Annotated in this window: 11 protein-coding genes; 6 read left to right on the forward strand and 5 right to left on the reverse strand. The window is 38.4% G+C overall.

The features are described from left to right. The first annotated feature begins 241 nt into the window (after window positions 1-241). Both H4J69_RS08240 and pyrD read left to right on the forward strand, forming a co-directional pair. A complete protein-coding gene (locus H4J69_RS08240) occupies window positions 242-5092 on the forward strand; it encodes an NAD-glutamate dehydrogenase (protein ID WP_182214223.1) in 4851 nt (1616 codons plus the stop codon). A gap of 135 nt (window positions 5093-5227) precedes the next feature. Then, window positions 5228-6238 (forward strand): quinone-dependent dihydroorotate dehydrogenase, encoded by a 1011-nt coding sequence (gene pyrD, locus H4J69_RS08245; RefSeq protein WP_182214225.1) that lies wholly within the window; start codon window positions 5228-5230, stop codon window positions 6236-6238. A 40-nt stretch (window positions 6239-6278) separates the two neighbouring features. On the opposite strand, the gene H4J69_RS08250 is transcribed toward pyrD, so the two are convergent. Further along, entirely contained in the window at window positions 6279-6692 is a 414-nt protein-coding gene (locus H4J69_RS08250) for a hypothetical protein (protein ID WP_182214227.1), read from the reverse strand. Between the two features lie 130 nt (window positions 6693-6822). Between H4J69_RS08250 and H4J69_RS08255 the strand changes: the two genes are divergently transcribed. Continuing rightward, window positions 6823-7731: a DMT family transporter gene (locus H4J69_RS08255; RefSeq protein WP_259364617.1), complete on the forward strand. Its 909-nt coding sequence runs from the start codon at window positions 6823-6825 to the stop codon at window positions 7729-7731. A 66-nt stretch (window positions 7732-7797) separates the two neighbouring features. Continuing rightward, the gene (locus H4J69_RS08260) at window positions 7798-8289 is read left to right on the forward strand and encodes a peptidylprolyl isomerase (RefSeq protein WP_182170177.1); all 492 of its coding nucleotides are present in this window, start codon (window positions 7798-7800) and stop codon (window positions 8287-8289) included. Window positions 8290-8380: 91 nt separating this feature from the next. Here H4J69_RS08260 and tsaA read toward each other — a convergent pair whose 3' ends face one another. The 4 genes from tsaA to metG all read right to left on the reverse strand — a co-directional run bounded on the left by tsaA (window position 8381) and on the right by metG (window position 13910). Then, entirely contained in the window at window positions 8381-9109 is a 729-nt protein-coding gene (gene tsaA, locus H4J69_RS08265; RefSeq protein WP_182214228.1) for a tRNA (N6-threonylcarbamoyladenosine(37)-N6)-methyltransferase TrmO, read from the reverse strand. Continuing rightward, window positions 9109-9525: an Rcs stress response system protein RcsF gene (gene rcsF, locus H4J69_RS08270; protein ID WP_182214230.1), complete on the reverse strand. Its 417-nt coding sequence runs from the start codon at window positions 9523-9525 to the stop codon at window positions 9109-9111. Before rcsF ends, tsaA begins: the two co-directional genes overlap by 1 nt. 13 nt (window positions 9526-9538) lie before the next feature. Beyond that, window positions 9539-11665 carry a cation:dicarboxylate symporter family transporter gene (locus tag H4J69_RS08275; protein ID WP_182214231.1) on the reverse strand — a complete coding sequence of 709 codons (2127 nt, stop codon included), beginning with the start codon at window positions 11663-11665 and terminating at the stop codon, window positions 9539-9541. A 127-nt stretch (window positions 11666-11792) separates the two neighbouring features. Then, entirely contained in the window at window positions 11793-13910 is a 2118-nt protein-coding gene (gene metG / locus H4J69_RS08280; protein ID WP_182214233.1) for a methionine--tRNA ligase, read from the reverse strand. Between the two features lie 105 nt (window positions 13911-14015). On the opposite strand from metG, the gene apbC reads away from it, so the two are divergent. Further along, window positions 14016-15113 (forward strand): iron-sulfur cluster carrier protein ApbC, encoded by a 1098-nt coding sequence (apbC, locus tag H4J69_RS08285; protein WP_182214235.1) that lies wholly within the window; start codon window positions 14016-14018, stop codon window positions 15111-15113. A gap of 51 nt (window positions 15114-15164) precedes the next feature. Continuing rightward, complete coding sequence (dcd, locus tag H4J69_RS08290; RefSeq protein WP_182251933.1) at window positions 15165-15761, forward strand: dCTP deaminase; 597 nt, start codon at window positions 15165-15167, stop codon at window positions 15759-15761. Window position 15762 lies beyond the last annotated feature (1 nt).

Raw genomic sequence — 15762 nt, forward strand, 5'->3', positions numbered from 1 at the left:
TGAATAAACAATTACTCTCAGTAATTTTGACAAGCCGCTGTAAATAATTAATCACCATAAATAGTAAAATATTCCTCGCAATAGCCTAAAATTCTTAATAAAATCGCATATATAGTCTATTCTTTTAGACAATAATAAATATTTATATAAAAAATTATACAAATTACCCTGTTAATTGTTTTAAATAATCAATTTTGAAATGATTCAGTACAACAGCGTTTTATCCAAAAAGGAAAACGGCATGGCGTTAGTAGACGGTTTACCCTCAGTGATACTCTCGAATGTAGCACAGTTAATTCAGCAAAAAGTTCCCGCTAAGACAGCTCCGCTCGTTGAGCAGTTTGCAGAGCTCCTTTATAGCAATATTTCTACGCTTGATTTAGAGCATCGTAACGATAGTGATATGTACGGTGCGACGTTAAGTCTGTGGAATTCGTTAAATGGTCACCAAAATAATGCACCGGTGATTAAAGTTTTTAATCCTCAAGTTTCTAAGCATGGCTGGAAATCAAGTCATACTATTATCGAAGTCATTATCGCCGATATGCCATTTCTTGTTGATTCATTGCGAATTGCCCTTAACCGTTTAGGCTTATCACCGCATTTAATGTTAAATAGTCCTATTAATATTATTCGTGATGACAAAAATCAAATTACACGTTTATCAGCAGCCGCTAATAAATCGTTAAAATCGGCAACGGCTGTCGCTGTTTTCTTTATTGAAGTTGACCGTCAAACCGATCAAAAAGTCCTTGATAAAATAACCAAAGAGCTTCATTCAGTGGTTAATGACATTGCGATAACGGTTGACGATTGGCAAGCAATGCGTGCACGTCTTGGTGAAGTGATCACCGAAACAGCCGAAGCAAAATTACCTTGTTCAATCAATGATCATGATGACGCATTAGAGTTCTTAAAGTGGATGTTAAACGATAATTTCACTTTATTAGGCTATCGTTCATACAATGTTAAAACATTAACAGGTGATATGGCACTCTCGGCCAATGTTGAATCAAGTTTAGGATTAATGAAGCGCTCTGATGGCACAGTAGAACGCTTAATTTCAACATTATCTAGTTCTGCTCGAGAGCTTGCTTTAGGGGTTAACCCGTTAATTTTGACCAAAACCAATTCTCGGTCACGCGTACATCGTCCTGCCCACCTAGATTATATTGGCGTAAAACGTTTCGATGCTAAAGGTAATGTTATTGGTGAGGAACGCTTTGTTGGTTTATTTGGCTCTGCTTATTATACCAATAGTGCCTTAGATTTACCGTTAATAAAGTCTAGAGTTACCACCGTTTGTGAAAGCTCTGGTTTTGCTCGTGGTACTCACGCTTATAAAGCGATGATTAATATTTTAGAAACCTACCCACGTGACGAAATATTACAAAGTAGCACAGATGAATTATTAAAAAATGTTTTAGGCATTTTCCAAATGCAAGAGCGTGATTACTCTGGACTTTTTGTTCGCCGTGATGCCTTTGATCGTTTCTACTCTTGTATGGTCTATGTACCCAGAGAACGTTATAACACTGAATTACGTGTTAATACTCAAAAGTTACTCAAAGAAGCATTTGGTAGCGGTCAAGAAGTCGAGTTTACCACTTACTTTTCTGAATCAGCACAAGCGCGTACCCACTATATTGTTCGTGTTAAATCAACTAAAGCAGATATCAACGTGAAACAAATTGAAAAGAACTTAAATGAAGCAGCAAGAAGCTGGGATGATAAACTCGCAGCATCTCTGAACTCTCACAAAGGTGAAGCTAAAGGTAAAACATTAAGTCGTAAATACTGTAGTTTTCCACAATCTTACAAAGATGAAGTGTTACCGGGTACGGCAATCGTTGATATTGAAAAACTTGAGTCGTTATCAGCAGAAAACCCACTGGAAATGTTGTTTTATCAACCACAAGAAGAAAGTGCTAACAGCCGTCACGTAAAATTAAAATTGTTCCATACGGGCGACCCCATCCACTTGTCAGATATTTTACCTATCCTTGAAAACTTCGGTTTACGTGTTATTGGTGAAAGCCCTTATTTAGTTAAAACATTAACGGGTGAACATTGTTGGATCTTAGACTTTTCGATGTTACTGACCGGACAAGGTAAGTTCACCCTTGAAATAGTACAAAACTTGTTCCAAGACGCCTTTGCAAAAGTTTGGGCGGGTGATTTAGAAGATGATGGTTTTAACCGTTTAATTTTAGGTGCCGAGCTTGGTGGTCGCGAAGTTTCTATTATCCGTGCTTATGCACGATATGAGCGTCAAATCGGTGGTACCTTTAGCCAAAGTTATATCGAAGATACTTTTGCTCGTTACCCTAATATTGCTGAGTTATTGATTAAATTCTTTATTTTCCGCTTTGATCCAACGACGAAAATTTCAGAAAAAGCGTTGAATAAAGTCAGTGCTGATATTGAAAAATCTCTCGATAATGTCGCTAACTTAGATGATGACCGTATTATCCGCCGTTTTGTTGAAATGATCAGTGCCACCATTCGTACTAACTATTTTCAACCTCATCCGATAACAGGTCAAAAATCTTACATTTCATTTAAGATTTTACCTCGCCAGATAAGTGACGTACCACTACCGCTTCCTGAATTTGAAATATTTGTTTATTCACCACAACTTGAAGGTGTTCATTTACGCGGTGGCAAAGTCGCCCGTGGTGGTTTACGTTGGTCAGATAGACAAGAAGATTTCCGCACTGAGGTTTTAGGCTTAGTTAAAGCTCAACAAGTTAAAAATACGGTTATTGTTCCTGTTGGCGCTAAAGGGGGGTTTGTTTGTAAACAACTCCCAGTAGGCGGTACTAGACAAGAAATATTTGAAGCAGGTAAAGAATGTTACCGTACCTTCATTCGTGGTTTGTTAGATCTTACCGACAACATTATTGATGGCGTAATTGTGCCACCACTGAATGTTGTTCGTCTTGATGACGATGACGCTTATTTGGTTGTTGCTGCCGATAAAGGCACGGCAACCTTCTCAGATACTGCTAATGCGATTTCCGACGAATATAACTTCTGGATGGGCGATGCGTTCGCTTCTGGTGGTAGTGTTGGCTATGACCATAAAGCGATGGGAATTACGGCTAAAGGCGCTTGGGAATCTGTTAAACGTCATTTCCGCGAAATGGATATTGATTGTCAAACAACTGATTTCACCTGTATTGCTATTGGTGATATGGCGGGTGATGTATTTGGTAATGGTATGTTGTTGTCAAAGCACATCCGTTTACAAGCTGCATTTAACCATATGCATATTTTTATTGACCCTAATCCCGACGCAGCAAGCTCTTATGTAGAGCGTGAACGTTTATTTAATATGCCGGGCTGTACTTGGGAAGATTACAACAAAGAATTAATTTCTGAAGGTGGTGCGATTTTCAGCCGTCATGTGAAATCTATCAAGTTAACACCACAAATTAAGAGAATGCTCGGTACGCAAAAACAAACCATGTCACCGATTGATTTAATGCAAGCCATTTTGAAAATGAAGGTGGATTTATTGTGGAATGGCGGTATTGGCACGTATGTTAAAAGTTCAAAAGAAAGCCATCTTGACGTTGGCGACAGAGCGAACGACTCATTGCGTATCAATGGCAAAGAATTACAAGCCAAAGTTGTTGGCGAGGGTGGTAACTTAGGTTTCACCCAACTGGGTCGTGTTGAGTTTGGTTTACGTGGTGGACGAATTAATACTGATGCTGTTGATAATGCCGGCGGTGTTGATTGTTCTGATAATGAAGTCAACATTAAAATATTATTAAACAGTTTAGTACAAAATGGTGACTTAACCGTTAAACAACGTAATCAGTTACTTTATGATATGACTGATGATGTCGGTAAAATTGTTATAGAAGATTGTTATCGCCAAACCCATTCATTGTCTATTACGGCAATGCGTGGCGTTAAACAATTAAAAGAGCAAGAGCGTTTTATCCATGGCTTAGAAAAAGCGGGTAAATTAGATCGTGCTTTAGAATTTATTCCAACGGATGATGAAATCTCTGAGCGTTTATCTAAAGGTCAAGGCTTAACTCGCCCAGAACTTTCAGTGCTACTTGCCTATGGTAAAATGGTCTTAAAAGAAGATTTGGTTTGTCCAGGTATCACGGACAACCCTTATCACGATCGTTTATTACTTGAAGCTTTCCCTCCACAATTACAGGTTAAGTATCAAGAACAAATGCAACTGCATCCACTGCGTGCTGAAATTATAGCGACAAAATTAGCCAATGATATTGGTAACGATATGGGTTTCAATTTTGTTAATCGCATGCATGAAGAAACAGGTGCAACGGTTGCTGAAATCGCCAATTGTTATGTTATGGCCAGTGAAGTTTTTGAGTTATCAACCATTTGGAACGAAATTACCGAATTAGATAATAAAATTTCGACTTCTATTCAAACTGAAATGTTATTTCAAATGCGTCGTACGGTACGACGAGCAACACGTTGGTTCTTACGCCATCGTAATAAAGCGTTAGGTATTGCTGAAACAATCGCTATGTATCGTCCAACGTTTGAAAATTTAGCCAACAATTTAGATAAGTTATTGGTAACCGCAGAAGTTGAACAACTACAACGTGTTGAAACAGATCTTGTTGGAACAGGCGTTCCAGTGAAAATCGCAAAACGTATTTCACAGTTAAGTTCATTATTCCCGGTAATGGATATTGCTGATATTTCAATAGCGGATAATCGTCCAATTGAATTAGTTGCTGACTTATACTTCAAGCTAGGTGTTCGTTTAGACTTACATTGGTTCTTAGATCAGATCACTAGCCAACCGGTATCTAATCACTGGCAAGCGCTTGCTAGAGCTTCATTTAGAGAGGAACTTGATTGGCAGCAACGTTCATTAGCACAAGTCGTTTTACGCTGCGATTGTGGTGTTGAACAACCTGAAGTCGAAGCCTTACTTAATAACTGGATTGAGACGAATGCTCAACCACTTGAACGTTGGAACCAAATCTTAGCTGACTTTAGAATTGGTCGCACGCATGAGTTTGCAAAGTTCTCTGTTGCACTAAGAGAGTTAATGTTACTGAGTTTAAATTGCGATCCAGCAAAATAAGTCAAAGCCATTAATCAAGCTTTAACGAGATTGATTTAACTGATAAAATCCTCACTACTAAGTGGGGATTTTTTTTAGGTCGTTGTCGATTTTGATTAAAGTTTTTTCGCGTTAACTTATCCGTCCAGAGGCAATATGTTTTATTCCGCAATTCGTAAAGTATTATTCAAGTTTGATCCTGAAGCTATTCATGAGCTGACAATAAAAGGCTTTAAAGCCTCGGGTTCAACACCATTAAATTTACTTTATAAACAAAACATTACTGATAAACCAGTCGAAGCCATGGGTATTACCTTTCCTAATCCGGTTGGGTTAGCGGCTGGATTAGACAAAAATGGCGAATGCATTAACGCGTTTGATGCCATGGGATTTGGCTTTGTTGAGATAGGAACTGTGACACCTAAGCCACAACCGGGTAACCCAAAACCGCGTATTTTCCGTTTACCGACAGCAAATGCAGTTATAAACCGCATGGGCTTTAATAACAAAGGCGTTGATTATTTAATTGATCAAGTACGTAAAGCAAATTTTAAAGGCGTGCTGGGTATTAATATTGGTAAAAATAAAGATACCCCAGATGATCAAGCTAAAGACGATTATCTTATTTGTATGCGTAAAGTTTATAACTACGCAACCTACATCACCATAAATATCTCATCACCTAATACGCCAGGTTTACGTTCATTACAATATGGTGATGCATTAAATGAGCTATTAGCCGCGCTTAAAGCGGAACAAAAAGTACTGACCGAACTGCATAGTAAATATGTACCGTTAGCCGTAAAAATAGCACCAGATTTAAGCAAAGAAGAGATTGAATCGATTGCCCAATGTTTGATCAGCAATAATATTGATGGCGTTATTGCCACTAACACCACACTTTCACGTGAAGGTGTGGTTGGCTTAGAGCATGGAGAAGAGCAGGGTGGTCTCAGTGGTGAGCCAGTAAAAGACAAAAGTACCGAGGTTATTCGTTTATTGGCAATAGCCCTAGATAATAAATTACCTATAATCGGTGTTGGCGGTATTTCGAGTGGCCGTGATGCACAAGAGAAAATAGCGGCGGGTGCTAAATTAGTACAAGTTTATACTGGCTTTATATACCAAGGTCCTGAATTGGTTAAAGACATAGTGAATAGCCTTTAACTGACGAGTTCAATGGTTTAACGCTATTTCTTACACTTGTTTATATATGGGGTAGCGTTAACTTATTGGCAATTAAATTCAGTACCTTGTGCAGTTTTACTTGAATATAGCGAGGTAATAATTTTTTCTCTTGCGCTAACAGAGTTAACTCAGCTGGCGTTATCGCAATAAAACATTTTACCTGCTGATGTTCTTTTTGGTAAACACTGAAAACATCATCAGCAAAATAGCTAATCTCTCCCTGATGATCTTTAGTTATCTCTTCATCAACAAATTGCTGAGTTTCTAGATAGAGATTGATTAATAAAATATTTTTTTCATCACCATACCAATTTGCGGTCAATGTTTGAAAATTAAATTGTGCTTCAAGCTTATTACACACTGACTTTATCTGAGTAAACTGTTCTATTAAATCGTTACCCGGCATAATAGCGATCGGTAGCTGTTCTGTCATAGTTTTAAGGTTACTTTGAATTTCAAATTTAAACATTATCAATATTAATTAGTAACATAAAGCATAAAAGGCTTTTTATTGCCTTTGCCTAACATTATTTTGCTGGTCGTTTTCATCATTAGGATTGATTTTGGACTTTTCTTTCTTTTCTTTAGACCTCTGGGTTTATTTCACTTTACTTGCCGCTGTTATGCAGGCTATTCGCACCGCTGGACAAAAGAAGCTATCGGGACATTTAAGTGCCATGGCGACGACAGGTGTGCGCTATATCTATGCGCTGCCTTTTGCTTTTATATATTTGCTCTTTATTACCGAACAGCGAGCAGTGACTTTACCTGTGCTTAACAGTCATTTTCTTATGTACGCGCTTATCGCTTGTCTGATGCAGATTATTGGGACTTTTTGTTTGGTTGCGGCCTTTAAATATCGTAATTTTGCGGTAGCGACAAGTTTAGCTAAAACTGAAGCTATTCAAGTTGCTGTCGTGGGAGCCTTGTTCTTTTCAGTTTCTTTATCATTGCTAGCGTGGTTATCTGTTTTTATTGGTGTGATAGGCGTGTTAATTGTCTCAAAAGTAAAATTTACGGTTACTGATATATTTAAAAACCCTGGCGCTGGTTTTGGCTTATCTTCAGGCTTAGCCTTAGCCATTACGACCTTATTAATTAGAGAATCAAGCTTGGCCCTAAACACAGATTTAATGGTTAGTGCCGCTGTTACTTTGTTGTTTATGGTTGGTGTACAGTCCGTCATATCAATTATTTATCTTAGTTTAAAAGATAGAAAGCAACTTACCTTAATGGCTAAACATTGGCGTATGTGTTTATTTGTTGGCATAACCAGCGTTATTGGTTCAATTGGTTGGTTTACTGCCGCTAGCTTTCAAAATGCAGCTCATGTGAAGGCACTAGGACAAGTAGAGTTTTTTATTACTTTATTATTAACTTACCGAATTTTTAAGGAACGTATTAGTCGAATTGAATACCTAGGTATGTTATTAATTATTGTTAGTGTGGTTATTTTATTACTTTGGGCATAGTGGCTAGCGTCTGTTTTTGCTACACTCGCAGAAAATTATTATTGTATTAATTAAATTGGATTTAAAATGAAAATTGCAGATAAAACCGTTGTTCAATTTCACTACACCTTAAAAGATGAAGCTGGCAATGAAATTGAATCATCATACGCGGGTGATCCTTTAGCCTATCTTCATGGCTATAAAAATATGTTAGTCGGTGTTGAAAATGCCTTAGTGGGTAAAGAAGTAGGCAACAAATTTTCAGTCACGCTACAACCAGAAGATACTTACGGTGAGCGTAAAGAAGATATGATCCAACGTGTTCCAGCAAAACATCTACAAGACGGTCAAGGGACCACTAAATGGCAAGCTGGCATGACAGCTTCTGTTGAAACCGAGCAAGGTCAACGTCAAGTGACTATTGTTAAAGCGGGTAAGTTTATGGTCACTGTTGATATTAACCCACCCCTTGCTGGTATGGTATTAACCTTTGACTTAGACGTCATTGATGTACGTGCTGCTACAGATGAAGAAATTGAACATGGTCACGCACATGGCGCTGGCGGTCATCACCACTAAATTTTTTTAGTTAAAGTGGTCATTTATTTTGAATGTTAAAGGTCAGCTCTGCTGACCTTTTTTATATTGAGATACTGAGTGTGTTTTAAAGTTAATCATCAACTTTATTTATTGAAAGCACATACATCTCATTATTTAAATTTGCTTGCCAGCATATATTTAAATTGTAGAGTTTCATGCCATAGATTTTATCATCGCCTTGTCGCTTTTTATAAGCGGGCCTAGGGTCCTGCGCTAAGACTTGTTCAATAAAAAGTGCTAGCTCTGGATACTCTCGTTGATACTTTTGCATATCATCTTGTGCTTGCTGAGAAAACTTGGTGGTTACTGCGTGCAAGGGTTGTTGTGCAAAGCCGGCTTGTGCACCATCAATACTATCAGAGTAGGGAATATAAGGTTTAATATCAACTACGGGCGTTTGATCAAGCAGGTCTAGTCCAGAAATATTAATAACAGTTTGTTTGTTGTTTTGCGTAATACCCTCTAACTTTACTACCGACATACCAATCGGATTAGGTCTGAATGTAGAACGAGTGGCTAATACCCCCAGTTTTTTATTTCCTCCCAAGCGAGGTGGTCTCACGAGCGGTTTCCAACCTTGGCGCTGCGTCCCATGAAATATAAACAATACCCACAGGTGACTAAATTGCTCAATGCCACGAAGCAACTCTTGGTTATTGGCATCATCAAGTAATAAAATTGAGCCTTGTGCTGCACTCACTAGACCCGGTTGACGAGGAATAGCGAATTTTTCTTTGTAGGGAGAATTAACGCGACCAATATAGTTGAAGGTTACCTGGTTTTCAGGTGATACAGTCATTAGTTAATCTTTTTAAGCGGTTCAACTTGATAAGACATACCATAGCAGACAAGCGTTGCAATACATTGCTTATTTGCTTGGTCGTCATCAATCAACGCACAACCACTAAAAATTATCGCATTCGCTTGTTGTTGAGCTGCTTGTCTACGTGCTTCAGTTCTTGCCGCTATTTTATCTGGTAAGGCATGATGACTTTTTGCCTGGCAATCTTCACCCTCAACTAAGCCAATAAGTTTGTAGCGGCCAGGAAATTCACTTTCATCTTGAAAAACTTTTACCTGTGCATGGCTAAAGTATGTTTGAAAATTTTCTTTGTCCAAATTTGTTGAAACAGTATATTGAGATGAGCATGCTGATAATCCGATTAAAGTCAGCATTAGTATTAATTTATTGTTGGTTTTACTTATTGTCTTCATTTTTATCACTAGGTTACTTACTTATATTTGCTTTAACAGGGGCTTTATTACTGATCCAATAATTAAATAATTTATCAATAACGTTACTTTGTTGTTTCATATTTATCCAATTACGCATAAACAGTTCAAAAGCTTGATCGTTATGATTAATCGGGAATGCCATAGATATAGGTGCTAAGACAGGTTTAGGCACAATAACTGTGTACTCAGGATATAATAATGTCCAGGCAGAAGCTGCTGCAGCACCAAATAGCATACCATCAAAATGTTGGTGCTTTTCTTTAAAGAATAATCTGGGTGTTGATATTTTCCAGGCCTTATTATGAATAAAGTTGCGTTCAACAGCTGTTTGGTAAAAGAAAGTTTCAGGTATACCGATAATCAGCGCTTTATTTTCAATAATTTTAGACCATTGCTTAAACTCTACACGTCTTTCATCTTTTACAATAAAGGCTAGTGATTGCTGAGAATAAGGCACCGTAAGGGTGAATTTAGTCATATTATCTGGGATAACTGGAATACCTGTCGTGATATCCAAATAGCCTGATTGTAAGAGTGCTTCTGCTTGATGATGAAATATTTTTACAAATTCAACATTTACGTTGAGGTCAATGGCGAGTTGATTCATTATTTCAATATCAAAACCGACCAACTTACCGTTATTGTTATGAAAGGCGTAAGGTAAGTCATCTCTGAAATAGCCAACCCTAATAAAACCACGTTGTTGAATTCGTTTTAGCACAGGAGAAAATGTAGGTTTGGTAACAACATTCGCAGGGCTGTTTTCGAGGTAGTTGCTTTCAACACCAGTGAACAAAAAGTCTCGCTCTATAAATTTGGTATAGCCTTGATACTGGTGACTTATAGTGTCAAAACTGAAACGTAAGGAGATAAATGCCAATACAGAAACAAGCGGAATTATCGCTAAGTTACGCAGCAGTACACGCCATTTTATAGTAAAGCGCTTTAACATTGCCGTGGCAATTAATAGCGGTAAACAGCTAGAAAATACCACTGAAAAAATAGCACTTAACCGAGCGCCAATAAGGTTCTCTGCCACTAAATAAAAGTCGAACATAGCACCGGAAACATTAAACAATTCTAGTAAATTTTGCATCGCTAATGTTGTGCTACCAAATAACTGTGGCAAGCCAGCAACGACTAGATTGATATGATCAGTAAAAGAAATATGGGCACCAGAGAACCAAGCGGCAAAGAGCACAAAAAGTAAAGCAAGTAGCTTACCACCGACGGGTAAACTAAAAGATATTGGCACAATAATCTCTGATATTTTTTCAAGATCGCTATCTTGAGGATATTTTTGCTTAAGTAATTTTTTAGTGTTTTCAACAATCACGGGCAATACTGAAAAGAAGCTGCCCGTAGCGAAAGCAGTGATCATTGGCTCGCGAGACACACTAACTATTTCTCGATAACCAAAAGGGGTGACCGTTGCAACAATGGCGGGGAATACCACAAAACAAAGCAGAGTTACCAAAACTATTGCACTAAGCATGTAAACAACTAAACCATCGAGTTGGCTTGCATCAAGAGTAACAGCGGCACGCCAACCGATACAAAATATACCCAAGGGGGCAAATTTCATAATAAAACCATTAATGTTTGCGGTTGCTTGTTGTAAGTTTGAAAGCATTAACAAGGTTTGTCTTTTAGATTTAATCTTCATTAAACCAAGCCCCATGCAGATACTAAAAAAGACTACCGCAGGGATTAAAGTATTTGCTAAGGCATTAAAAGGGTTTGCCGAGATAAATAAGTCAACCAAGCTAAATTCTGGCACAGATTGTATGGTGTTATTAGAATAAAACTCGGCATGTTGCCATTGAGGAAAGGACAAAGGGGTGCTAAAAATAAAAAATAGTACGACCGCTATCATCATTAAGATAATCAATAAACTTTGTTTAGAGACCTTTTTGGCTTTACTCGGGGTAAGCCCACCTATACCAACAACCAGTGACAGCACAATATAAGGCAGTACGGTCATTTGCAGGGCAGTAACAAAAGCATTGGCGGTGTTATCAATCACTGAATATTCGGTTGAAAAGTAATACCCCATCAACAACCCAAGAAACATCGCTAAGATAATTTGTACTAATAACGGTGGTTTAACAAACAACATTAAAATATTGTACTCATAAGTATTTTGCCATAATGATTGTAACGAACTATTTGAAAATTATAATACAAAAAAGCAGTGAACGTTCACTGCTTTTATTTCTTTGGTATTAACAGCTGACTGAGGGTTGTTATTTCACCCGCATACCCGGTTGTGCGCCGTCGTCAGGATTTAATATCCATAAATCTTTACCACCAGGGCCTGCCGCAAGCACCATGCCTTCAGACATACCAAAACGCATTTTTCTTGGCGCCAAATTAGCAACCATCACGGTATGTTTACCAATTAAATCTTCTGGTTGATACGCTGACTTAATACCGGCAAACACTTGGCGTGTTTCACCACCTTCTTCTTTTGAATCAAGAGCAAGGGTCAAACGTAACAGTTTATCAGCTTTTTCTACATGCTCGGCATTAATGATTTTTACTATACGCAAATCAATTTTAGCAAAATCGTCAAATTGAATTTCTTCGCTAATAGGATCACACCCTAATGGGTCATTAAGAGCCGCACTATTATCGACGATTTTTTCTTTTTTCGCTTTTTTTACCGGTTTTTCAGCGTCATCTTTAACAAGTAAATTGTCTTTCGATGCATCTGTCATTGCGTTAACTTTATCCATGTCGACACGCTGTAGTAAGGCTTTAAATTTATTGATCTTGTGGCTCGTCAATAATTTCTTATGTCCTTCCCAGGTTAATTCATCATTTAAAAACGTTGCTGTGCTATCGGCTAATACGGGTAATACCGGCTTTAAATAAATCATTAAGGTACGAAACATATTGATACCTAGCGAACAGATGTCTTGCACTTCTTGCTGCTTAGTTTCATCTTTCACTAACTGCCATGGTTCTTTTACGGCTATATATTCGTTAACTTTGTCGGCCAATGCCATTATTTCACGCATACCACGGGCAAAATCACGCGCTTCATAGTGAGCGGCAATAGAGTCACCTGCCGCCATGACCTCTTCAGCGAGAGCTGGGTTGTCGATGTTTTCTGACAACATACCGTCAAAGCGTTTAGTGATAAAACTGGCACAACGTGAGGCAATATTAACCACTTTACCCACTAAGTCTGAATTGACTCGTTGCGCAAAATCTTCAAGATTTAAGTCTAAATCATCAATTTTATGGGTTAATTTAGCGGCATAGTAATAACGTAAATATTCAGGGTTTAAATGATCTAAATAAGTACGACCTTTAATAAAGGTACCTTTAGACTTAGACATTTTTGCGCCATTAACAGTAACAAAACCATGAGCATGCACTGCCGTTGGTTTTCTAAAACCTGCACCTTCGAGCATAGCTGGCCAGAATAAACTATGAAAATATATAATGTCTTTACCAATAAAATGGTAGAGCTCAGCTTCCGAGTCAAGCGCCCAAAATGCATCAAAATCGATACCGGTTTTATCACATAAGTTTTTGAAACTGCCCATGTAACCAATAGGAGCGTCTAGCCAGACATAAAAGTATTTGCCCGGAGCATTGGGTATTTCAAAGCCAAAATAAGGAGCGTCGCGGCTAATATCCCATTGTTGTAAACCAGACTCAAACCATTCAGCTAACTTATTAGCCATTTCATCTTGCAATGCGCCACTTCGTGTCCAATCTTGCAACATCTCACTAAAAGCAGGCAAGTCAAAGAAGTAGTGCTCTGAATCTTTTAATACTGGTGTTGCGCCAGAAACAACTGAACGCGGGTTTAGCACTTCAGTGGGCGAATACGTCGCGCCACACTCGTCACAGCTATCGCCGTTTTGATCGGCTGCCTGACACTTAGGACAAGTGCCCTTTACAAAGCGGTCAGGTAAGAACATCCCTTTTTCTGGATCGTATAGTTGAGAGATGACTCTAGTTTTAATATGACCTTTAGCATGCAAACGATTATAAATTTCGTGAGCAAACGCTTCATTCTCTGGACTATGCGTTGAATGATAGTTATCGAAACTAATATGAAAGTCTGCAAAGTCGCTCATATGCTCTTCACGGACACCATTGATCATTTCTTCAGGTGTTACCCCTAACTCATGCGCTTTAAGCATAATAGGCGTGCCATGGGCATCATCAGCACAAACAAAATAAGTTTCATGGCCGCGCATACGTTGAAAACGCACCCAAATATCGGTCTGAATATGTTCGAGTAAATGACCTAAATGAATAGAGCCATTGGCATAAGGCAGCGCACAAGTTACAAGAATTTTACGTTTATTTTTAGCAGTTGATGATGACTCTGATAACGACATATAAAGTTTACATTTATTGGTGGTAATTATGAGGGGAATGGTACAGAATTTGTAATTACTTTTCATTAATAATTATTGCCTAAACGCGATAAAGTGCCTTTTAAAATGTTCTCAAAGATATTTTCGTCAAAAACACTCCCCAGTGACGCTAAACAAACGCTTGTTGATAGCTTAAATCGTTATCGAAGTGAAAATTTTCCTCAAGGAATTTTATATCCTGATATTGACCCTGAAATTACCTTAGAAAAAGGTAATGATATTGTCATTAAATTGTCTTTACCTTTCCCTTGCAATAGTGAAATACAATTATTAACTGAAATGCTTACTAAAGAAGTTAAGCAGACCGTTCGTTTTGATGTTAAGTACAATGTTAAGCCGGTTCGCCGCCATGAACTCTTAGGTATAAAGAATATTATTGCTATTGCCTCTGGAAAAGGTGGAGTAGGGAAGTCGACGACAGCGGTTAATCTTGCCTATGCGTTAATCGCAGAAGGAGCCTCGGTTGGCATTTTAGACGCTGACATTTATGGCCCATCAGTTCCTACATTACTGGGTTTAAAAGGAGCAAAGCCTAGCTCTGATGATGGTAAGTTACTCACGCCAATAAATGCTAATGGTTTAAGCGCAATGTCGCTGGGTTTTTTAGTCGATGAAGATGATGCAACTGTTTGGCGAGGTCCAATGGCAAGCAGAGCTTTTAGTCAATTACTTAACGAAACTGATTGGCAAGGTATAGATTATTTAATTGTTGATATGCCCCCAGGCACCGGTGATATTCAATTAACGTTATCACAACAAGTACCCGTGGCAGCTTCTGTGGTTATTACCACACCACAAGATATAGCACTGGCTGATGCGATAAAGGGTATTGCGATGTTTGAACAAGTAAAAGTACCTGTGCTCGGTATTATTGAAAATATGAGTTATCACCAATGCGAAAATTGTGGTCATCAATCACACTTGTTTGGTGAAGGTGGAGGTCAACGGGTTGCCAATAAATATGATACGCAACTTTTAGGACAACTGCCGCTTGATGTCAGTATTCGTCGTGATGCAGACCAAGGGGTTTCGCCATTATTAACAGATAACACTAGTAACATCAGTGAGCAATACCGTAAGATAGCGCGAACTATCGCTGCACAGTTATATCTGCAGTTGGATTCACGCAGTCCAAATACCGCAAAACTATTGATTGAAGATTAGCCTTTATAGCTAATTCCCTAACCTTAAAGTAATAACGTAAGAAGAACTAACATGAGATTGTCCGACAAAGACATAGAAACATCGCTTGAAAGAGGTGAAATTATTATTACCCCTGCACCCGATAGCAGTATGATTTCAGGGGTAAGTGTTGATATTCGTTTAGGTAACGAATTTCGCGTTTTTCAAGATCATACCGCACCTTATATCGACTTAAGTGGTCCCAAAGCTGAAATGCAAAAAGCGATGGACTCAGTGATGAGTGATGAAATTGTTATCGCTGATGGCGAGGCTTTCTTTTTACATCCAGGTGAATTAGCGCTAGCGGTTACCTATGAGTCGGTCACTCTACCTGATAATATCGTTGGTTGGTTGGATGGTCGTTCATCATTAGCGCGCTTGGGCTTAATGGTCCATGTTACCGCACATCGCATCGATCCTGGTTGGTCTGGGCAGATTGTTTTAGAGTTTTATAATAGTGGTAAGCTTCCCTTGGCACTTCGCCCTAAAATGAAGATAGCGGCACTAAACTTTGAAACTATGTCTTCAAGCGCTGCACGTCCTTATAATAAACGTGAAGATGCAAAATATAAAAATCAAACAGGTGCTGTTGCTTGCCGTAATAGTCAAGACGAAGCTTTTAAAAACTAAA

This window comes from Colwellia sp. BRX10-9 (assembly GCF_014077405.1).
Taxonomy (GTDB): Bacteria; Pseudomonadota; Gammaproteobacteria; order Enterobacterales; family Alteromonadaceae; genus Colwellia_A.